The organism is Micromonospora sp. C41 (genome assembly GCF_018070485.1).
Taxonomy (GTDB): domain Bacteria; phylum Actinomycetota; class Actinomycetes; order Mycobacteriales; family Micromonosporaceae; genus Micromonospora; species Micromonospora chalcea.
The window spans coordinates 528,918-550,789 of record NZ_JAGPXP010000001.1 but is presented as its reverse complement, the minus strand read 5'-3'; the positions used below and the strand labels follow the sequence as shown (position 1 = coordinate 550,789).

15 protein-coding genes are annotated in these 21,872 nt (G+C 73.3%); 5 read left to right on the top strand and 10 right to left on the bottom strand.

Features of this window, described 5'->3' with window-relative positions; all coding sequences use genetic code 11:
* Positions 1 to 369: 369 nt before the first annotated feature.
* Positions 370 to 2,025, top strand: coding sequence for a glycoside hydrolase family 27 protein (locus KBX43_RS01560; protein ID WP_210882536.1), 1,656 nt, complete (start codon positions 370 to 372; stop codon positions 2,023 to 2,025).
* Between the two features lie 59 nt (positions 2,026 to 2,084).
* Here KBX43_RS01560 and mmsB read toward each other — a convergent pair whose 3' ends face one another.
* From mmsB to rph, 8 genes are all read right to left on the bottom strand, one after another.
* Complete coding sequence (gene mmsB / locus KBX43_RS01555; protein ID WP_043323303.1) at positions 2,085 to 3,332, bottom strand: multiple monosaccharide ABC transporter permease; 1,248 nt, start codon at positions 3,330 to 3,332, stop codon at positions 2,085 to 2,087.
* A complete protein-coding gene (gene mmsA / locus KBX43_RS01550) occupies positions 3,329 to 4,867 on the bottom strand; it encodes a multiple monosaccharide ABC transporter ATP-binding protein (protein WP_064445617.1) in 1,539 nt (512 codons plus the stop codon). The genes mmsB and mmsA overlap by 4 nt, the downstream gene beginning before the upstream one ends.
* 83 nt (positions 4,868 to 4,950) lie before the next feature.
* Positions 4,951 to 6,090, bottom strand: coding sequence for a multiple monosaccharide ABC transporter substrate-binding protein (gene chvE, locus KBX43_RS01545; RefSeq protein ID WP_069088438.1), 1,140 nt, complete (start codon positions 6,088 to 6,090; stop codon positions 4,951 to 4,953).
* A 195-nt stretch (positions 6,091 to 6,285) separates the two neighbouring features.
* Entirely contained in the window at positions 6,286 to 7,662 is a 1,377-nt protein-coding gene (locus KBX43_RS01540) for an endo-1,4-beta-xylanase (protein ID WP_043323298.1), read from the bottom strand.
* 171 nt (positions 7,663 to 7,833) lie between these two features.
* Entirely contained in the window at positions 7,834 to 8,928 is a 1,095-nt protein-coding gene (locus KBX43_RS01535; RefSeq protein ID WP_210882529.1) for a 12-oxophytodienoate reductase, read from the bottom strand.
* A 42-nt stretch (positions 8,929 to 8,970) separates the two neighbouring features.
* On the bottom strand, positions 8,971 to 9,213 hold the full coding sequence (locus KBX43_RS01530) for a hypothetical protein (protein ID WP_374225967.1): 243 nt from the start codon (positions 9,211 to 9,213) through the stop codon (positions 8,971 to 8,973).
* Positions 9,168 to 9,338: a MerR family DNA-binding transcriptional regulator gene (locus KBX43_RS32200; RefSeq protein ID WP_374225966.1), complete on the bottom strand. Its 171-nt coding sequence runs from the start codon at positions 9,336 to 9,338 to the stop codon at positions 9,168 to 9,170. The genes KBX43_RS01530 and KBX43_RS32200 overlap by 46 nt, the downstream gene beginning before the upstream one ends.
* A 48-nt stretch (positions 9,339 to 9,386) precedes the next feature.
* Entirely contained in the window at positions 9,387 to 11,972 is a 2,586-nt protein-coding gene (gene rph, locus KBX43_RS01525) for a rifamycin-inactivating phosphotransferase (RefSeq protein WP_210882527.1), read from the bottom strand.
* A gap of 312 nt (positions 11,973 to 12,284) precedes the next feature.
* Here rph and KBX43_RS01520 point away from each other — a divergent pair, with 312 nt between their 5' ends.
* Complete coding sequence (locus tag KBX43_RS01520; RefSeq protein ID WP_210882525.1) at positions 12,285 to 16,439, top strand: SpoIIE family protein phosphatase; 4,155 nt, start codon at positions 12,285 to 12,287, stop codon at positions 16,437 to 16,439.
* Positions 16,436 to 16,735, top strand: a complete 300-nt coding sequence (locus KBX43_RS01515) for an STAS domain-containing protein (RefSeq protein ID WP_043323291.1) — start codon at positions 16,436 to 16,438, stop codon at positions 16,733 to 16,735. The genes KBX43_RS01520 and KBX43_RS01515 overlap by 4 nt, the downstream gene beginning before the upstream one ends.
* A gap of 31 nt (positions 16,736 to 16,766) precedes the next feature.
* On the opposite strand, the gene KBX43_RS01510 is transcribed toward KBX43_RS01515, so the two are convergent.
* Complete coding sequence (locus tag KBX43_RS01510; RefSeq protein ID WP_064445613.1) at positions 16,767 to 17,648, bottom strand: universal stress protein; 882 nt, start codon at positions 17,646 to 17,648, stop codon at positions 16,767 to 16,769.
* A 19-nt stretch (positions 17,649 to 17,667) separates the two neighbouring features.
* Positions 17,668 to 20,346: a cation-transporting P-type ATPase gene (locus KBX43_RS01505; RefSeq protein ID WP_140946213.1), complete on the bottom strand. Its 2,679-nt coding sequence runs from the start codon at positions 20,344 to 20,346 to the stop codon at positions 17,668 to 17,670.
* A 110-nt stretch (positions 20,347 to 20,456) separates the two neighbouring features.
* On the opposite strand from KBX43_RS01505, the gene KBX43_RS01500 reads away from it, so the two are divergent.
* Positions 20,457 to 21,269: a hypothetical protein gene (locus KBX43_RS01500; RefSeq protein WP_307851443.1), complete on the top strand. Its 813-nt coding sequence runs from the start codon at positions 20,457 to 20,459 to the stop codon at positions 21,267 to 21,269.
* A 74-nt stretch (positions 21,270 to 21,343) separates the two neighbouring features.
* On the top strand, positions 21,344 to 21,817 hold the full coding sequence (locus KBX43_RS01495; protein WP_210882523.1) for a hypothetical protein: 474 nt from the start codon (positions 21,344 to 21,346) through the stop codon (positions 21,815 to 21,817).
* Positions 21,818 to 21,872 lie beyond the last annotated feature (55 nt).

Here is a 21,872-nt window from a genome sequence, read left to right as displayed (position 1 = left end):
GGCCGCCCAGAGGGCCGCTCAGCGGCTCTTTTTCTCGCCGCGGCACCCTCGGCAGCAGGCCGCCGCAAGCCGCCCGAGGGTCGCCAGGCTATTTACAGTGTTTGATGTCAGCGATAACATTTCGCCATCCCCACACACTGTGGCGCCGCTGTCCGGGAAACCCCGGCGCCGCAGCCGGGCGGCGACGGACGGCGACCCCGTCGACCGCCGGAACCCCACCACCCACGAGCGCCCGCCGGCACCGACCGGCCCTGGTGGAACTGCCGTGCCGCGTCCGTCCCCGTGGACCACGGGCGACGCCGTGCGACCGGCGGGCCGCTCCCTTCCGGGTACCGGCACGGACGGCGCCCGGCCACCGAGGAGGACCCAGTGCGCAGATGGACCCGACGGACGCTCGCCGTCCTGGGTGTCGCGGCGGTGGCGCTCGCAGCCACCGTCACCGACGGGGCAGTCGCCCCACGCCCGGCCCGGGCGCTGGACAACGGCGTCGCCCGTACGCCGCCGATGGGTTGGAACACCTGGAACACGTTCGGCTGCAACATCAACGAGACCCTCATCCAGCAGACCGCCGACGCGATCGTCGCCAACGGACTGCGCGACCTCGGGTACAAGTACGTCGTCGTGGACGACTGCTGGTTCAACCCGAACCGGGACGCGCAGGGCAACCTCCAGGCGCACCCGCAGCGGTTCCCCAGCGGGATGAAGGCGCTCGGTGACTACCTGCACGCCCGTGGCCTGCTGTTCGGCATCTACCAGGTGCCGCTGGACAAGACCTGCGCCCAGGTCGGCGGCGCGTTCCCCGGCGCCACCGGCAGCCTCAACCACGAGTACCAGGACGCGCGGCAGTTCGCCGCGTGGGGCGTGGACTACCTCAAGTACGACTGGTGCTCCGGCACCGGGACGATAAACGACCAGGTGGCGCGGTTCGGCATCATGCGCGACGCGCTGGCCTCCACCGGCCGGCCGATCGTCTACAGCATCAACCCCAACAGCTACCACGCCAAGACCGGGCCGCAGCGCAACTGGAGCGACGTGGCGAACCTCTGGCGGACCACCGAGGACATCACCAACGCGTGGAACACCGGCCAGACCAACGGCTACCCGATGGGCATCCAGAACATCGTCGACGTCACGGTGCCCCTGGCCGGGTACGCCGCCCCCGGCGGTTTCAACGACCCGGACATGCTGGAGGTCGGCCGAGGGGGCATGAACGACACCGAGATGCGCAGCCACTTCGCGCTCTGGTCGATGCTGGCGGCGCCGCTGATGATGGGCAACGACGTACGCTCGGCGAACGCGGCCACACTGGCGATCCTGCGCAACGCCAACCTGGTCGCGATCAACCAGGACACGCTCGGCCGTCAGGCGGTCCAGGTCTCCTTCGACGGCACCCGGCGGGTGCTGGCAAAGCCGCTGGCGAACGGCGACGTGGCGGTCGCCTTGTTCAACCAGGGCAGCTCGACCACCACCGTCTCCACCACGGCGGCGGCGATCGGCAAGAGCGGCAGCTCGTTCACGCTGCGCGACGCCTGGACCGACGCCACCTCCAGCACCAGCGGCACGATCTCCGCCAGCGTGCCCGCGCACGGCACCGTGGTCTACCGGGTCAGCGGCGGCGGCACCACCACCCCGCCACCGGTCCCGACCACGTTCCGGCTGCGCAGCGAGTCGTCCGGCCGGTGCCTGGACGTCGACAACGCCGGCACCGCCAACGGCACCGGCACGCTGATCTGGGACTGCCACAACAACGCCAACCAGCAGTTCACCGCCAACGGGCAGGCGTTGCAGGTGCTCGGCAAGTGCCTGGACGTGCCGACGAACGCGACCGCCGGCACCCGGGTGCAGATCTGGGACTGCAACGGCGGCACCAACCAGCAGTGGACCATCAACGGCAACGGCACGGTGAGCAACGTGCGCTTCCCGTCGCTGTGCCTGGACGTCGACAACGCGGGCACCGCCAACGGCACCCGGGTGATCGTCTGGACCTGCCACGGCAACGCCAACCAGCGGTGGAGCCGGGCGTGAGCGGCTGCGGCCGGTGAACGGCGGTCGGCCGGACGAAGGGGCGAGCGTCCGGCCGGCCGTCACCGGGCGCCGGCCGCCCGGCGCTTGTTCCAGATGTCGAACGCCACCGCCACGAGCAGGACGAGACCCTTCACCACCGACTGGACGGACTGGTCGACGCCCATGAGCTGCATCCCGTTGCTCATCACCGCCATGATCAGGCCACCCACCATGGCGCCGACCACGGTGCCGACCCCGCCGGTGACCGCCGCGCCGCCGATGAAGGCGGCCGCGATCGCGTCCAGCTCGAACATGTTGCCGGCGGCCGGCTGGGCGCCGTTGGACCGGGACGAGTAGATCACGCCCGCCACGGCGGACAGGAAGCCCATGTTGACGAAGATCCAGAAGTTGACCCGCTTCACCCGGACGCCGGACAGCATCGCCGCGGGCAGGTTGCCGCCGATCGCGTACACCTGCCGGCCGAACACGGTACGGCGGGTGAGCAGGCCGTAGATCAGCACCAGCACGGCCAGCACGATGAGCACGATCGGCAGGCCGCGGGCGTTGGCGAGCTGCCAGGCGAACCACATGACCACGGCGCCGACCACCACGATCCGCAGGACGAACAGCGGGAACGACTCCACCGGCTGCTCGTGGCGCACCCGGGCGACCCGGGTCCGGAACACGGCCACCGCGTACCCGACGACGGCGAACGCGCCGATGAACAGCGTGAAGGCGTCGTAGCCCTCGCCGCCCAGCAGTCCGTTGAGGAAGCCGGCGGCGACCCGCTGGTACTCCTCGGGGAACGGCGACAGCGAGATGTTGTCCAGCACCCGCAGCGTGAGGCCGCGGAACAGGAGCATGCCGGCCAGGGTGACGATGAAGGCCGGGATCCCGGCGTACGCGACCCAGAGCCCGTGCCACGCGCCGACCGCGACGCCCACCGCGAGCGCGGCCAGCACGCCGGCCCACCAGGGCATGCCCTCCCGGATGACGAGCACCGCGGAGACCGCTCCGGTGAGCGCCACCACCGATCCCACGGACAGGTCGATGTGGCCGCCGATGATCACGATGACCATGCCGATCGCGAGCACCAGGATGTAGGAGTACTGGAGCACGATGTTGGTCAGGTTGCCGGGGCTGAGCGAGACACCGTCGGTGAGCACCGCGAACAGCGCGACGATCACCACCAGGGCGATGTAGATGCCGCTCTGCCGCAGGTTGCCGAGGATCAGCGTGCGCGGATCGCTGGTGCCGGTGTGCAGGCTGGCGGCCGCGCCGGTGTCGGGCGCGGCGACCTTCTGGGGGGTGGGCTTCGTGCTGGTCATCGGACGAGATCCCTGTCCTTGGTCATGAGTTCCATCAGGTTCTCCTGGGTGGCCTCGCGCACCGGCATCTCCCCGGTGATCCGGCCGGCCGCGAGGGTGTAGACGCGGTCGCACATGCCGAGCAGCTCGGGCAGTTCGGAGGAGATGAGGACCACCGCCTTGCCCTCGGCCACCAGCCGGTTGACGATCGTGTAGATCTCGAACTTCGCGCCGACGTCGATGCCCCGGGTCGGCTCGTCGAGGATCAGCACGTCCGGGTCGGTGAACAGCCACTTCGCCAGCACGACCTTCTGCTGGTTGCCGCCGGAGAGCTTGCCCACCACCGACATCACGGTCGGGGCCTTGATGTTCATGTCGCGCCGGCCCCGCTCGGCGACCTGGATCTCCCGGTTGCCGTCGATCCAGCCGTTGCGGGCGAGCTTGTCGAGCGCGGCGGCCGAGATGTTGCCCCGGACGTCGTCGATGAGGTTGAGGCCGTAGTGCTTGCGGTCCTCGGTGGCGTACGCGATGCCGTTGGCGATCGCCTCGGCCACCGTGCGCGCCCGCACCTCGCGGCCCTTGACGTACAGGCGGCCGCTGATGTCGCGGCCGTAGGCGCGGCCGAACACGCTCATCGCCAGCTCGGTGCGCCCGGCGCCCATCAGGCCGGCGATGCCGACGACCTCACCGGCGCGCACGTGCAGCGAGGCCCGGTCGACCACCAGGCGGTCCTGTGTCGGGTGCCGCACCGTCCAGTCCTCGATCCGCAGCACCTCCTCGCCGGGGGTGACGTCGCGGGTCGGGTAGAAGGTGGCCAGGTCGCGCCCGACCATGCCGCGGATGATCCGGTCCTGGGTCGCGCCGCCGTCGGCCATGTCGAGCGTCTCGACGGTACGGCCGTCGCGGATGACGGTGGTCGAGTCGGCGATCGCCGTGATCTCACCCAGCTTGTGCGAGATCATGATGCAGGTGATCCCCTGGTCGCGGAGGCTGCGCATCAGGTCGAGCAGGTGCGCCGAGTCGACGTCGTTGAGCGCCGCTGTGGGCTCGTCGAGGATCAGCAGCCGCACCTTCTTGGACAGCGCCTTGGCGATCTCCACCAGCTGCTGCTTGCCGACGCCCAGCTGGATGACCGGGGTGACCGGGTTCTCGTGCAGCCCGACCGACCGCAGCAGCGCCGCGGCCTCGGCGTTGGTGCGGTGCCAGTCGATGAGCCCGCCGCGGCCCCGGCGCTCGTTACCGAGGAAGATGTTCTCGGCGATCGACAGGTACGGCACCAGCGCGAGTTCCTGGTGGATGATGACGATGCCGCGCGCTTCGCTGTCCTGGATGCCCCGGAAGCCGACCGGCTCGCCGTCCAAGACGATCTGGCCGTCGTAGCTGCCCGCCGGGTAGACCCCGGACAGCACCTTCATCAGGGTGGACTTGCCGGCGCCGTTCTCGCCGCAGATCGCGTGGATCTCGCCGCGCCGTACGGCGAGCGAGACGTCCTGCAGCGCGGTGACCCCGGGGAAGGTCTTCGTGATGCCACGCATCTCGAGGATGTGGTCGCTCATGGGTATCCGTCCTGCTCGTGGTCGTGGTGTCCGGAGCGGGGCGGGCCCGGTGGCGTACCGCGCCACCGGGCCCGCCGGCCGGATCAGCCGGCTCGGCCGGCGGCGACCTCCTGCTCGGTCAGGTAACCGGAGTCGATCAGGACGGACTTGATGTCCTCCTTGTAGACCGTCTGGACCGGCAGCAGGAACGCGGGCACGACCTTGACGCCGTTGTTGTACGCCTTGGTCTCGTTGGCCTTCGGCTCCTCCTTGCGCAGGAACGCCTCGGCGGCGATCACCGCCTGCTCGGCCAGCAGCCGGGTGTCCTTGAACACGGTGGAGCTCTGCACGCCGTCGTTGATGAGCTTGACGGACGCGACCTCGGCGTCCTGCCCGGTCACCACCGGCATCTTCTTGGCGCCGCCGCGGTAACCGGCGTTCTGCAGGGCGGTGATGATGCCCCGGGAGAGGCCGTCGAAGGGCGACAGCACGCCGTCGACCTTGCTGCCGTCGTTGTAGCTGGAGGTGAGCAGGTCCTCCATCCGCTTCTGCGCGGTCTCCTGCTGCCAGCGCAGGATGGCGGCCTGCTCGATCTTGGTCTGCCCCGACTTGACCTTCAGCGTCCCGGCGTCGAAGTACGGCTTGAGCGTGTCCATCGCGCCGTTGAAGAAGAAGCCGGCGTTGTTGTCGTCGAGCGAGCCGGCGAACAGCTCCACGTTGAACGGGCCGGTCGCGGTGCCCTTGGAGCCGTCCTTGTTCAGCAGGCCGAGGCCGACCAGGAGCGCGTTGGCCTGCGCCACGCCCACCTTGTAGTTGTCGAAGCTGACGTAGAAGCTGACGTTGGGGCTGTTACGGATGAGCCGGTCGTAGGAGATGACCGGGATCTTCGCGGCCGCGGCGGCCTGGAGCTGGCCGCTGAGCGCGGTGCCGTCGATCGGGGCGATGACCAGCACGTCCGCGCCCTGGGTGATCATCTGGTCGATCTGCTGCGACTGGGTGGGGATGTCGTCCCCGGCGTACTGCAGGTCGACCTTGTAGCCCTTGGCCTGCAACTTCTCCTTCACCGAGTTGCCGTCGGCGATCCACCGTTCCGAGGTCTGGGTCGGCATCGAGACGCCGATCGTCAGGTCGCCGGGCTTGGCGGAGCTGGTGTCCGAGCCGCCTCCGGCGCCCTCGCCGCTGCACGCGGCCAGGCTGATCGCGAGCGCGGCGCCGCTGACTGCGGCCAGGATTCGTCTGCGCACGAGCGTCCTCTCCCCTCCGTGGGCCCCTGTGACACAGGTAACCGTCACGGCGAGTGTTAACGCTCACAAGTTGCCCCGTCAACCAATCGCGCGAAATGTGCATGTCTCTTTCTTGTAACAGAGACGGCGCTCCAGGTAGGACGCGACCGGACGTCGCGGGGGCGGCACGTCGTACCGCCCCCGCGACGCCTGAGCTCAGGAGGCGGAGCAGGTGGGCGTCATGCCCGATCCGCTTCCGTTGCCCTGGAACCCGAACTCGGCACTCTGGCCGGCGCCGAGCTGGCCGTTGTAGTCGACGTTCGTGAACCGCACCGTGCCGCTGTTACCGCTCGCGGTGGCGCTCCAGGTGTTTGTGACGCTCGCGCCGCCCGGCAGCGTCATGGTGACGGTCCATCCCCGGGTGCCCGACGAGCCCGCTGTCACCTTCACGTTGGCGACGAAGCCACCGGTCCAGGAGTTCAGCGTCACCGAGGCCGTACACCCGCCCTGACCCGGCGGTGGCGTGGTCGGATTGTTGGGCGGCGGGGTGGTCGGGTTGTTCGGCGGCGGGGTGGTGGTCGGCGGCGGGTTGTTGGTGCCGGAGTTCAGCGCGTCGAGCACCGCGTTGTACGCCGCCTTCTTGTTGCCGGAACAGTCGAACAGCAGCGCGTTGTCCGAGCCGCGCCACGAGTCGCAGTCCCGCACGCCCCACACCGTGATGCCGGCGCAGCGCGACACCGCCAGGCAGGCCCGGGTGACGGCGGCGTAGATGTTCGCCTGGTTGCCGCCGGTCATCACGTCCAGCTCGGTGATCTGGACCTCCACGCCCAGGTCCGCGAACCGCTGGAGGTTGGCCTGGTAGTCACCGGGGATCGTGGTGCCCAGGTGCGACTGGAAGCCGACGCAGTCGATCGGCACGCCACGCGACTTGAAGTCGCGCACCATGTTGTAGATGCCGGTCGACTTCGCGTTGATGCCGTCGGTGTTGTAGTCGTTGTAGCAGAGCTTCGCGCCCGGGTCGGCGGCGCGGGCGGCCCGGAACGCGGCCTCGATCCAGTCGTTGCCGGTGCGCTGCAGGTTCGAGTCACGGCGCCCGCCGCTGCCGCCGTCGGCGAACGCCTCGTTCACCACGTCCCAGGCGTAGATCTGCCCCCGGAAGTGGGTGGCGACCTGGGTGACGTGGTTGATCGCGGCGTTGCGCAGCGCGCTGCCGGACAGGCCCTGCGCCCACGACGGCTGCTGCTGGTGCCAGAGCAGCGCGTGCCCGCGCACCGACATCCCGTTCGCGCGGGCGTGGCTGACCAGCCGGTCGCCACCGCTGTAGTTGAACCGGCCCTGCTGCGGCTCGGTGGCGTCCCACTTCATCTCGTTCTCGGCCACCACGGAGTTGAACTCGCGGTTCAGCACCGTGGCGTACGTGTTGTCGGACAGCTTGTTGGTGGCGACCGCGGCGCCGAAGTAACGGCCCTTCTCGGCCGCCGCCGCGCGCAGCGTGGTGCCGGCGCTCGCGGCCGGCGCCAGGGCCACCGCCATGCCGGCGGCGAGCGCGCCGGCCAGGATGCCGGTGGTCAGCAAGGCTCTCTTTCGTCTCATGCGGATTCCTCTTCCGGGGGTTACGCGATGGTGGTGGTGCGACTCCCCCGACTCCGCGTCCGGTGACGGTGTCGGGGTACGACCAGCGCGGCTCGCCCGGTGAGCCTTGCGGCGCTCATGCCCTGCCATCGACTGTGAGCGATAACATCCCCCGGCGTCAACCCCTGGCGCCTATGGATAGACGTCCTCGTGCGCCTTGCGGTAGTCGACGATCTCGTCCAGCCGGCCGGCCGCGGCGTGCGTCACCCAGGCCGGGTTGCCGAGCAGCGCGCGGCCCAGCGCGACCAGGTCGAACTCCCCGTCCGCCAGCCGCGCGGCCAGGCCCGCCACCGACTCCGGGCCGCCCGCGCGCAGGAAGTCCCGGCGCAGCCCGACCGAGCCGACAGTGATCGACGGCAGACCGGTGAGACGCTTCGCCCAGCCGGCCAGGTTCAGCGGCGAGCCGGGGAACGCCGGCTCCCAGAAGCGACGCTGCGAGGCGTGCAGCACGTCCGCGCCGGCCTCGGCGAACGCGCCGAGGATCCGCGCCAGCTCGGCCGGGGTCTCGGCGATCCGCGCGTCGAACGCCCGCTCCTTGAACTGGGAGAACCGCACGATCACCGGCCGGTGTGCCGGGACCTGCTCGCGCACCGCGCGGACCACGGCCGCCGGGAACGCCGCCCGCCGCGCCGGGGAGCCACCGAACGCGTCGGTCCGGCGGTTCGTGTACGGCCACAGGAACTCGTCCAGCAGGTAACCGTGCGCGGCGTGGATCTCGACCGCGTCGAACCCGGCCCGGACCGCCACCCCTGCCGCGTCCGCGTACGCCGCCAGCAGGACCTCCGCGTCGGCGGCGGTCATCGCGTGCGGCGCGGGGCGGCCCGGCTCGCGTACCCCCGAGGGGGTCCACGCCGGAGCGCCGTCCACCGGCTCGCGCAGGCTGCCCAGGTGCCACAGCTGCGCGGCGATCCGGCCGCCGGCGGCGTGCACCGCCTCGACCACGCCGCGCCAGCCGGCCTCGGCCGCGCCGGAAGTCATCCGTGGCACGGTGTCCTCGTGGCCGGCGCTGGGATGGTCCACCAGCACGCCCTCGGTGACGATCAGGCCGACACCCGCCGCGGCGCGGCGCCGGTAGTACTCGGCCATCTCCGGCGTCGGCACGCCGCCCGGCGCGCGGTTACGGGTCATCGGCGCCATCACGAAGCGGGACGGCAACGACAGGCCGGCGACGGTGACCGGCTCCAGCAGCGGCGTCACGGGCGATGCGGTGTCCAGAGTCGCGTTCATGCCCCGACGCTAGGAGTTGACACCGGTGTCAACTGCAAGCGCTCAGGCGGCCGGATCCCGGGTGTCCTCGGTCACTGTCATGTCGGCCACCACGTCGTCGAGCACCGCGACGGCGTGCGCGAGCCGTGCCATCTCGGCGGTCATCCGGGCCCGTTCCTCGCGCAGCCGGTCGGTCAGCCACGAGGTGCGGATCTCCGGGTGTGTCACGCAGGGCAGCAGCTCGGCCATCCGGCGACTGCTCAGCCCGGCGTCGAACAGCCGCTGGATGAGCCGGACCCGGTCCACGCCGACTCGGCGAAGACCCGCTGGCCGCTCGGTGTGCGCAGGGCGGCGAGCAGGCCCTGCTGCTCGTAGTACCGGATGGACCGGGCGCTGACCCCGGTACGCGCCGACAGCTCCCCGATCCGCATCGCGCCTCCCCGCTCGCCGGACCTCCATCATCGAGCATGCCGCGCCGGTCAGGACAGCAGCTCGACGTACCCGTCGGTGCCGTGCACGCGGATCCGCCCGCCGTCGGGGATCAGCCGGGTCGCGTCCGGCACCGCCACCACCGCGGGCAGGCCGTACTCGCGGGCGATCACCGCGCCGTGCGTCATCAGGCCGCCGATCTCCGTCACCAGTCCCGCGACGGCCACGAACAGCGGCGTCCAGCTCGGGTCGGTGTACGCGGTGACGAGGATGTCGCCCGGCTCCACGTCGGCCCGGGTCAGGTCCGTCACGACCCGCGCCCGCCCCTCGACCACGCCGGCCGAGACCGCCAGCCCGGCCAGGGCGCCCGGGGGCACGTCGTCGCGCCGGTACGAGCCGTTGAGCGCCTCCCCGTCGGAGGTGAGCACCCGGGGCGGGGTGAGCGCCTGATGCGCCCGGAACTCCTCGCGGCGCCGCCGGATCAGCCCGGCGTCGGCCCGCCCGGTGGCCGCGACCTCGCGGAACTCGTCGAAGGTGAGGAAGAAGACGTCCTCCGGACCGGCGAGCACACCGGCGCGCGCCAGCCGGCCGGCCTCGGCCATCAGCGCCTGCTTGTAGACGGCGTAGCGGCTCACGATGTCGTACTTCGGGTACTCGCGGTAGCCGGCGAACGTGCGTACCCGGTCGATCATGCGTTGCGTCTCGGCGGCCTTGCGCTCACCGTCGGGCAGCGCGCGCAGGCGGTCCAGCACCTCCCGGGCCTTCGCCTCGGCCCGCTCCCGGCCCTGGGCGAAGCGGCGCGCGGCGGCGCCCGGGGTGAAGGTGCGGACGTTGTCCAGGATCAGCGGCACGAGCGTGGCCGGGCGCTCGCCCCACCGTGGCCGGGTGATGTCGATCTCGCCGACGCAGCGCATGCCGTACCGGTCCAGGTAGCCCTCGACGGCCGCCCGCGCCTGCGCGCCGCCGGGGAGTTTCGGCAGCTCGTCCAGGAACCCGTCGCCGGCGTCCCGCAGGAACGCCACCACCTCGGGGTACGGCCGGATCACGTCGGCCACGTCGAGCAGCGCCAGCCCCATCTCGGCGGTGACGTTGCCGGGCGCGGACAGCGTGAGCGTGTCGGCGGCGTCGCGTTCGCCGAGCCACTCCCCCAGCTTGTCGTTGAGCCACCAGGCGGCCTGCATCCCGGCCATGATCACCTGGGCGCTCACCGGATCGGTGAGCACCCGCTTGTGCTCGGCGAACGCCTCGATCAGGAAGTCGAACAGCTCCGGTCCGCTGCGGCCCTCGATGTCGCGGCGCAGGGCGGCGAGGGACTCCCGGCTGCGCGCGACGAGGCCGGTGACGATCGCCGGATCGGTGTCGATCGGCGGTGGCGGCCCACCCGCGGGCGGGCCGGCCGGGTCCGGCGCGGCCGGTACGACGTCGCGGGCGAGGACCGTCTCCAGCGCGTCCCGGGTGAGCGGGTCGGCCCGGCCGATCATGCCCAGGAACGCGGTACGGCCCGCCGGGGTGGCCAGGTGCGGTGTGGCGTCGACGAACAGCCGGCCGCCCGCCTCGTGCATCGGCGCCATGGCGGTCAGCCGCCACATCGACAGGCCCAGCGGCTTCATCGCGTCGGTCATCATCTGCTGGTGGCCGACCGACAGGTAGACGTGGAACGTCCCGTCGGCGGCGGCAGCCGGCACCGGGAACAGCGTGGTGATCGGCCGGCTCTGCAGGATGTGGACGTCGTCCCCGGTCACCGCCCACTCGACGTCCTGCGGGCAGCCGAAGTACGCCTCGATCCGCCGGCCCAGCGCGGCGAGGCGTACCGCCTGCGCGTCGGTCAGCGCCGGCTGGGCCTGCCGCGCCGGGTCGACGGGCGCCTGCCGGATGCCGCCGCCGGGCGCCGCGTGCGCCGCCCGTGACTTCGCGCCGATCCGCCGGCCGACGACAGCGCCGTCGCGCACCGTGAACACGTCCGGATTCACCAGGCCGGAGACCAGGGCCTCGCCCAGCCCGAAGCCCGCCTCCACCGAGACCACCCGCCGGTCGCCGGTGACCGGGTCGGCGGTGAACAGAACCCCGGCGGCGTCCGGGAAGACCATCCGCTGCACCACCACCGCCATGTCCACGGCGCGGTCGTCGATGCCGTGGCGCCGCCGGTAGGTCACCGCCCGGTCGGTGAACAGCGAGGCCCAGCAGCGGCTGACGTGCCGCAGCACCTCGGCCGTGCCGACCACGTTGAGGTAGGTGTCCTGCTGGCCGGCGAACGAGGCATCCGGCAGGTCCTCCGCCGTAGCGCTGGAGCGCACCGCGTACGCGGCGTCCGCCCCGAGCGCGGCCAGCGCGGCGGTGACCGCCGCCGCGACGTCGCCGGGCAGGGCGGTCCGCTCGACGGCGCGACGGACCTCGGCGGCGGCCGTGCGCAGCGCCGCCGGGTCGTCCGCGTCCGCGCGGGCCAGCCGGTCCAGCGGGCCGGCCAGCGCCGGCGTCCGCGCCACCAGCCGGAAGGCGTCCGTCGTCACGCAGAAACCCCTGGGTACGCGCACCCCGTCGATCCGCGTCAGCGCCCCCAGGTGCGCGCCCTTGCCGCCGACCGCGGCGATCCGCGCCTCGTCCACCTCGTGCAGTTGCCACACGTACCGTCCGGTCATGCCATGCCCCCGTTTTCGCAGCTCAACCCGCATCGGCCGATGATTCTGCGGCATCACCGGGGCCTTGCGGCAAGACCGGGGGTGCGATATACATTGATAGTGGCAAGGAGATCTGTCTCCTTGCCTTTCGTTATGCCGCAGCCTTTCGTTTTGGCCGCACCACGAACCCCTGCCCTGACCCGCTGCCGTCACGTGAGTCAGATCTCCCCGCCCCGGGTGGAGTGCCGGGGGCGCGACGGGGCAAGAAGCGATCACGAGGCCGCGACGCGGCCCGGACGAGCGGGATCGGACGGGGTGGGGGAGACTCGGGCGATGAGCGGCGCTGACACCGACCCGCATACGCGCGCCGACGTCTTCGCCGTCGACGGCGAGATCGGGCCGGACCTGGCGCGCGTCGACTGGTCCGCGCACCCGCTCGGGCCGCCGGACACCTGGCCGCAGAGCCTGCGGACCTCGGTGCGGATCCTGCTGTCCTCCCGGTTCCCGATGTGGATGGCCTGGGGACCGCAGCTCACGTTCTTCTGCAACGCCGCCTACCGGCGGGACACGCTCGGCCGCAAGTACCCCTGGGCGCTGGGCCGCCCGGCGAACGAGGTGTGGACCGAGATCTGGGACGACATCGGTCCCCGCGTCGACACCGTGCTGCGCACCGGCGAGGCGACCTGGGACGAGGGGCTGCTGCTGTTCCTGGAGCGGGCCGGCTACCGGGAGGAGACGTACCACACGTTCTCCTACAGCCCGCTGCGCGACGACGACGGCAGCCTCGTCGGGATGCTCTGCGTGGTCAGCGAGGACACCGAGCGGGTCATCGGCGAGCGGCGGATGGCCACGCTGCGCGACCTCGGCTCGGACCCGAGCGTCATCCGCACCGAGCAGGAGACGCTCACGTTCGTCAGCCGCCAGCTGGCCCGCAACCCGCAGGACCTGCCGTTCACGCTCACCTACCTGTACGACCAGGACGGCGACGCCCGGCTGGCGGAGGCGACCGGGCTGCCGGCCGGTCACCCGGCGGCCCCGGCCACGCTGTCCCTCACCGACCCCGCCGCCCCGTGGCCGGCCGGCGCCCTCACCGAGGGCGACCCGGTACGGGTGACGCTCGACGGCCCGGCCTTCGCGGACCTGCCCGCGGGTGTCTGGCCCGCCCCGCCGGCCGAGGCCCTGCTGGTGCCGCTACGGCAGCAGGGCGGCGCGCCGTACGGGTTCCTGGTGGCGGGACTCAACCGCTACCGGGCGCTGGACGACGGCTACCGCGGCTTCGTGGAGCTGACCGCCGGGCACCTGGCGACCGGAATCGCGAGCGCCCGCAGCTACCAGGCGCAGCAGCGGCGGGCCGAGGAGCTCGCCGAGCTGGACCGCGCCAAGACCGCCTTCTTCTCCAACATCAGTCACGAGTTCCGCACCCCGCTCACGTTGATCATGGGGCCGGTGGACGAGCTGCGCGGCCGGCTGCACGACGCCGACGAGCGGGTCCGCACGGAGCTGGACGTCATCCGCCGCAACGGGCTGCGCCTGGGCAAGCTGGTCAACAGCCTGCTCGACTTCTCCCGCATCGAGGCGGGCCGGATGCAGGCCCGCTACGAGCCGGTGGATCTGGCCGCGGTGACCGCCGACCTGGCCAGCGTCTTCCGGTCGGCGATCGAGCGCGCCGGCCTCTCCTTCGAGGTCGACTGCGCGCCCCTGCCCGAGCCGGTGCACGTGGATCGGGGCATGTGGGAGAAGGTGGTGCTCAACCTGCTCAGCAACGCGCTGAAGTTCACCTTCGACGGGACGGTGCGGGTGCGGATGGACGCCGAGCACGGGATGGCCGTGCTGCGGATCTCCGACACCGGCATCGGCGTCCCGGCCGAGGAGATGCCGCGCCTGTTCGAGCGGTTCCACCGCATCGAGAACGCCCGGTCCCGCTCCGGCGAGGGCAGCGGCATCGGCCTCGCCCTGGTCAAGGAACTGGTCTCGCTGCACGGCGGCGACATCGACGCGGACAGCACGGTGGGTCGCGGCACCACCTTCACCGTCCGGTTGCCGTTCGGCGCCGCCCACCTGCCCGCCGACGCGCTCACCCCGGCCGGCGCCGGCCGGGCGCCCGGGTCGGCCGAGCCGTTCGTGCAGGAGGCGCTGCGCTGGCTGCCCGCCGACCCGGGCGCCGTCGTCGGCGAGGACGGGCCCGCCGCCACGGACGGCCCGGTGCATCCGCTGCCCGGCGGCGCGCCGGCCCGCGTCCTGGTGGCCGACGACAACGCCGACATGCGGGAGTACCTCACCCGGCTGCTGCGCTCGGCCGGACACGAGGTGCACACGGTCGCCGACGGGCGTGCCGCGCTGGACACCGCCCGCGCGCAGACGCCCGACCTGGTGGTCAGCGACGTGATGATGCCCCGGCTAGACGGCCTGCAACTGGTGGCCGCGTTGCGCGCCGATCCCCGTACGGCCGGCACCCCGGTGCTGCTGCTGTCCGCCCGCGCCGGCCAGGAGGCCTCGATCGAAGGGCTGGAGGCCGGCGCCGACGACTACCTGGTCAAGCCGTTCCCGGCCGCCGAGCTGCTGGCCCGCGTACGCGCCAACGTGGAGCTGGCGCGGCTGCGCAACCACCACGCGCGCTGGCGCACCGCGCTCGTCGACTCGCTGCAGGAGGCGTTCTTCGTCTGCGACGAGGACGGTGCCGTGGTCGAGATCAACGCGGCGTTCACCGACGTCCTCGGCTACGGGACCGAGGGCCTGCCCTATCCGCCGGTACAGCCGTGGTGGCCGGACCAGGAGGCCGAACCGGACGCGCACCGTCAGGTGGCCGCCGCGTTCTCGAGGCTGGTCGGCCAGTCCCGCGGCACCTACACCGTGCCGGTGACCCATCGCGTCGGGCACCGGATCTGGATCTCTGCCGCGTTCAACCAGGTGGACGACCCGGACAGCGGCCGGCGGATGATCGTGGGCACGTTCCGTGACGTCACCGCCGAGCACTACGCGGTCCAGCGGGAGACCGCCCTGGCCGGGCTCGGCATGCGCCTGTCCCGGGCCGACGACCTCACCGACGCGCTGCACGGCGTGCTGGACGAGCTGCGCAAGCTGTGGCGGGCCGCGGGCGTGCTCACCGCCGTCTTCGGTGACCTGCCCACCCCCGACGTGACCGGCACCGACCCGGCGGCCCGGTGGGCGACGCTGCCCGCCAAACGCCGGCAGGCGTTGCTCGCGCTGCGCGACACCCCGCTGCTGACGCCGGTGGCGACACGCCGGCACGGCGCCGGGATCGCAGTCGAGCACCCGCACGGCACCATGGCGCTCTGGATCGACCTGGGCGAGAAGCGGCCCTTCACCGAGCAGGACCAGACCCTGCTGGCGCTGCTGGCCGGCCACATCGGTCAGGGGCTGCACCGGGTGCACCAGATCGACCAGCAGCGGGAGACCGCGCTGGCCCTGCAACGGGCGATCCTCGGCCCGGCGCAACTGCCCGCCGGCTTCGCCGTGCGGTACGCCCCCGCCGCGGTGCCGCTGAAGGTCGGCGGCGACTGGTACGACACGGTGGAGCTGCCGGACGGGCGCATCGGCATCGTCGTCGGCGACTGCGTGGGACACGGGCTGCGGGCCGCCACCGTGATGGGGCAGCTGCGCAGCGCGTGCCGCGCCCTGCTGTTGCAGGACCCCAGCCCGGCCCGGACGCTGGCGGCGCTGGACCGGTTCGCCGCGCTGCTTCCCGGCGCGTCCTGCGCCACCGTCTTCTGCGGCGTCCTCGACCCGGTCACCGGCCTCATGCGCTACTCCAGCGCCGGTCACCCGCCGGCCATCGTGGTCGGCGCCGACGGCACTCCCCAGCTCCTGCAGCACGGCCGGTCCCGGCCGCTGGCCGTCCGCGCGGGTGAGGAACGACCGGAGGCGGAGGCCACGGTGCCGCCGCGCGCCACCCTGATGCTCTACACCGACGGTCTGGTGGAACGCCGCCGCCAGCCGATCACCGTCGGCATCGCCCGCGCCACCGACGCCATCCAGCAGGGCCACCACGCGCCGGTGGAGGTGCTCGCCACCGAGATCATGGATCGGCTCACGCCCGACGGCGGCTACCACGACGACGTGGCGCTGCTGCTCTACCGCCATCCCGGGCCGCTGGAGCTGGAGTTCCCGGCCGAGTCGACGCGGCTGGCCGAGGTGCGTACCGCGCTGCGAGGATGGCTGGACCGTTGCGGGCTGGCCCCGGCCCACGCCTACAACATCCTGGTGGCGGCCGGCGAGGCGTGCGCCAACGCGATCGAGCACGGGCACCGCGACAACCCCGGCGGGCGGATCCGGCTGCGCGCCGCCGCCACCGCGAACAACCTGCGCCTGAGCGTGACCGACAGCGGTCACTGGCGGGAGCGCGAGCAACCCCCCGATCCGCACCGCGGCCGGGGGCTCGTGCTCATGCGCGCACTGATGGACAGCATCAGCGTCACCCCGGGAGCGACCGGCACCACCGTCGACATGCAGGCGAGGATCACCGCATGAGCGCGTCCCTGACTCTCACCACGAGCGACCGTCCCGACGGCGTCCGCGTGCTGACCGCCGTCGGCGAGATCGACATGAGCAACGCGTCCTCGTTCGCCGACGCGCTGGCCGAGGGGGTACGGCCCGAGGGCGAACCCCTGGTCGTGGACCTCACGAAGGTCGAGTACCTGGACAGCGCCGGGCTGGCCGCGCTGTTCCCGCACGCCGACCGGATCGCGCTGGTCGCCGGTCCGCTGCTGGAGCCGCTGCTGACCATCTCCGGGCTGGCCGACCTCACCACGGTCCGCCGCGCCTGACGCCGTCGCGGCGTCAGGCGCTGTCGCGGAGTCAGGCGGCGTCGCGGACGATCACCAGCGGCGAGTGGGCGTGGTGCAGCACCGCGTGGCTGACCGAGCCGAGCAGCAGCCCGCCCAACGCGCCGCGGCCGTGCGCCCCGACCACCACCAGCTGGGCGTCCTTCGACTCCTCGACCAGCACCCGGGCCGGGGCACCGCGGATCGACCGCTGCCGCACCGGCACGTCGGGGTAACGCTGCGACCAGCCGGCGACAGACTCGGCGACGACGCGCCGGGACTCCTCGGCGAGCGCCTCCGGGTCGTACACCAGGGGCAGGATGTCGCCGGGGCCCATCGGGGTGGGGTACAGCCAGGCGTGCACCACGATCAGCGAGGCGCCCCGGCGGGCGGCTTCCTCGTACGCGAACCCGACCGCCGCGGTGGACAGCTCGGAGCCGTCCACGCCGACCACGACCGGGCCGTCGGCGCGTGCCTCGCCGCGCGTCACCAGCACCGGGCAGTGGGCGCGGGCGGACACCTGGAGCGTGACCGAGCCGATGAGCAGGCCGGCGAAGCCGCCCAGGCCGCGGTGTCCGAGCACGATCAGCGCGGCGTCGCGGGACTCGGCGACCAGCACCGCGGCCGGCGCGCCGTCGACCACCACGCCGGTGACCGGTACGTCCGGCGCGACCTTGCCGGCCTCGGCGACCGCCTCGGCGACGCACCGTTCGGCCTGGTTGCGCAGGCCGGCGCCGGCGGGCGCGCCCGGGGCCGGGGTGAGCGGCGCGCGGGTCAGCGGCCAGATGAACGCGTGCACCACCTGCAGCGGCCGGTTCCGGTCGGCGGCCTCGCGGGCGGCGACCCGGACCGCGTCCAGGGCGGTGGCCGATCCGTCCACGCCCACCACGACGGGGGCCTGCGAGTGGATTGTCATGACGCCTCCTTCACTGTCCTCAGCCTGCCCGTCCGGCGGCCGGCCGGGCAGGGTCCTGGGTCCCGGCGCGAGGGCCGTCGGTCCCGTCGGCCGTGCCGGAGCGGCGGGTCAGCCGCAGCACCAGCCCGGGCAGGACGCCGATCGCGGCGCAGGCGAGCAGGTCGAGCGCGCTCAGCGGGGACGTGCCGAGCAGCTCGCGCAGCGGCGGCAGCAGCACGCCGGCGACCTGGAGGACCGCGGAGATCGCGACCGCCACCGGCAGGGCGCGGTTGTGCTCCCGCGAGCCGGGCGCCCGGGTCGCGCGGACGGCCAGCGCCACGCCGAGCTGGGCGAGGCCGAGCACCACGAAGACCACCGACTGCCACGGCCGGTCCGCCGCGGCGGCCCACACGCCGGCGCCGAGCGTCGCGGCGGCGATGAGCGCGCCGGTGACCAGCACGTCCCGGCCGAGGCCGCCGCCGAGCACGGACTCCTGCGGCGAGCGGGGACGGCGGCGCAGCGTGCCCGGCTCGGCCGGCTCCGCGCCCAGCGCCACCCCGGGTACGCCGTGGGTAAGCAGGTTGATCCAGAGGATCTGCGCCGGCAGCAGCGGCACCGGCAGGCCGACCAGCGGTCCGAGCAGCATCACCGCGATCTCGGCGACCCCGCCGGCGAGCGCGTAGCGCAGGAACCGGCGGATGTTGTCGTAGATCCGGCGGCCCTCGCCGATGGCGGTCGCCACGGTGGTCAGGTCGTCGTCGACGAGCACCAGGTCGGCGGCCTGCCGGGCTACCTCGGTGCCGCCGCCCATCGCCACGCCGATGTCCGCCCGGCGCAGCGCCGGGGCGTCGTTGACGCCGTCGCCGGTCATCGCCACGACGTGTCCCCGGTCCTGAAGGCCGGCGATGATGTCGAGCTTCTGCTCCGGCTGGGTCCGCGCGTACACCCGGGTGTCGGGGTGGGCGCCGCCCGGGTCGCCGTCGTCGCCGTTGGCGAGCGGGTCGCCGTCGCGCCAGAGCCCGAGCCGGCCGCCGATGGCGGCGGCCGTCGCCGGGTGGTCGCCGGTGATCAGGACCAGCCGGATGCCGGCCTGCTCGAAGCCCGCCGCGATGCCGGGTGCCGCCGTGCGCAGCGGGTCGCCGACCGCGACCAGGCCCAGCGGGCGCAGGCCGGTCGGCCGGGCCGGGTCCGGCAGCGTGTCGACCACGGCCGAGGCCACCGCCAGCACCCGCAGCCCTTCGGCGGCGAGCCGGTGCGCGGCATCGGTCAGCTCGGCCAGCTCCTCGGCGCCGGCGTCCATCAGCGGCGGGGCCAGCAGGTTCTCCGGCGCGCCCTTGCAGACCACGAGGTAGCGCCCGTCGCAGCGGCGGTGCACGGTGGTCATCCGGCGCAGGTCCTGGTCGAACGGGGCCTCCGCGACCCGGGGCCAGGCCTCGCGGGTGGTCTCCGGGTCCAGACCGCAGCGGGCCGCGAACGTGACGAGCGCGGCCTCCAGCGGGTCGCCGATCGCTGTCCACTCCGGCCGTTCGCCGGTCGGCGGGGTCAGCGTGGCGTCGTTGCAGAGCAGCCCGGCGCGGGCGAGGGCGCGCAGCTCGTCCGGGGCGCTCACCGGCTCGCCCCGGTGGCGCACCTCGCCGTCGGGCGCGTAGCCGGTGCCGGTCACGGCGTAGCGGTCGCGGCCGGGCACTACCGCGTGCTGCACCGCCATCCGGCCCTCGGTGAGCGTGCCGGTCTTGTCGGAGGCGATCACGGTGACCGACCCGAGGGTCTCCACCGCGTGCAGCCGCCGGGGAATGGCCCGGCTGCCGGCCATCCGGCGTGCGCCCAGGGCGAGCGCGAGCGTGACGACGGCGGGCAGCGACTCCGGTACGGCCGCCACCACGAGGCTCACCGCGGTGACCGCCATCTGCGTGACCGGGCGTCCGTCGAACACGCCGAGCGCGAAGACCAGCCCGGAGAGCACCACGGCGGTCAGTCCGAGCACCCGGCCGAGCGAGGACAGGCGGCGTTGCAGCGGGGTGGGCGCCGGGCGGGTCGCCGCGACCAGGGCGCTGATGCGGCCCAGCGCGCTCGCCGCGCCGGTGCGTACCACGGTCCCGGTGGCGCGGCCGGTGGTGACCACCGTTCCGGCGCTCGCTTCCTCCCCCGCGACCCGGGTCACCGCCACCGACTCACCGGTGAGCGCCGACTCGTCCAGGCTGAGCCGTACCGCGTCGGTGAGGTCCAGGTCGGCGGGCACCACGTCGCCGGCCTCCAGCCGGACCAGATCGCCCCGGACCAGGTCGGCGGCGGGGAGCACGAGGTCACGGCCGTCGCGGACCACCCGCGCGGTCGGCGCCGCGAGCCGGTCCAGCGCCGCCACCGCCCGGTCGGCGCGTACCTCCTGCACCACGCCGATCGCCGTGTTGATCAGGACGACCAGCACGATCACCGCGGTGTCGGGGTAGTCGCGCAGCAGCGTGGTCACCACGGCGGCGGCCAGCAGCAGCGCCACCAGCGGGTCGGTGAGCTGACGGAAGATCCGGCCGGCCAGCCCGCGCTTGCGTGGCGCGGCCACCGTGTTCGGCCCGTCGGCGCGCAGCCGGGCGGCCGCCTCGGCCGAGCCGAGCCCGGTCGCGGGGGCCGGAGAGATCTCGGTGGGCGTCACCGTGCCCTGCCCGCCGTTGAGCACCACATTGCCCTCCATGTCGTCGCCGCCCGCGCCGGGCACTCCCAGCATGCCGGGTGCGCGGGCGCGGCTCGCAGGGCCGAGGGCCTGTCGGACCCGGGACCAACGGCCCCCGCGGTACGGGGCAGCGCGGCGTCCGACTCGTCGGTAACGTCCGTGCGGTGAACCGGACACGCAGCGCCACCGGGCCGACACCCCCGTCCCGTCACCGGCCGGTCCGCTGGGCGCTCGCGGTGCTCCTGCTCGCGTCGGTCGGATGCGGGAGGGGATTCGGCGAGGAGAGCGGCGACGAACTGGCGCGCGACGTCGCGGCGGCGGAGGCGAAGCAGCTCAACACGGAGCTCGGGCACCGCAACCGGGTCCGCGACGCCGGGTCGATCGCGGCGGCCGAGATCGTCCAGCAGCCGCAGGGCACCGCGTTGGGCGATGACGAGACGGTCCGGCGGGAGGCCCTGGCCTGGTCCGGCCGCACCGCCAGAGACGAGCGGGCCACCGTCGACGTGCGGTTCGTGGTGACGGTGCCGGAACGACCGCCGGTGTCGGTCGGCGGCGCGAGCAACAGCGCCGGCGACGCCACCCGCTGCTACCGGTACGAGTTCCAGCTCTACCGCTACACGACGTACCACGAGATCGACTGTCCGAGCGGGGCCGCGCCCTCGCCACCCACCGCCGCGCCGGTGCCGAAGGTGCCCGAGGACGGGCGGCAGCGGCTCACCGCCGTGCTGCGTACCGCCACCCCGGACACCCTTGCCGGCGCGGTGCGGGCGGCGTTCCCGCAGGACTGGATCACCGTCGACACGACGGTGCACGAGGGCGCGCTCGTCGCCGCCGTCGGCGTACCGGCCGAACGGGACTGCCTCCTGCTCGTCCGCACCCCGGCCGGGAAGATCGAATCCCCCGGGTACGACCGGATCTGGCTGGAGCCGGGCGAGACCGGCTGCCGGACGGGCCTGTACGTCTCGCCGCCGCGCTGAGACACCGGCCCGGTTTGCCGCGCGACGGCCGGAGGGCTGACCTTCTCGGGCCCGTGTCAATGTAGCGTTGACGAGTGAGCCTGGCCGGCCTGTCCGAGATCGCCGCGACCCGGGTCCGGCTGGACGACCGCGAGCTGGACCTGATCGACCGGGCCCGGCACGACGGCGCCACCTGGGCCGACATCGCGCGGGCGCTGGGCCTGGGCAGCCGGCAGGCCGCCGAGCAGCGCCGGCAGCGTCTCGCGGCGGCCCGGCGGGCCCGCGTGACCCGGCTCGACCCGGCCGGCTCCCCCGACCTGCCCGTGCTGCGGGCGGCGGTCGCCGACCTGCGCCGCTGGATCGAGACGGACCGCGCGTGGGACGGGCGCTTCCCCCGCGCGGCGTTGACGCGCCGCACCTGCGCGCTCGCGCTCGACGCCCCCGCCGGGCCGCTGTACGCGCTGGCCGCGCACCTCGCCGACGATCTCGCCGGGGCCGGACTCCGGCTGCCGCCTCCGGTACGCGACGCCGCCGGGCGCATCACGGTGACACTGTCAACAAGACATTGACGTAGTCCCGAAGTGTTGCCACGCCCCGGCTCATGTTCCGAGGATGAGTCCTCCA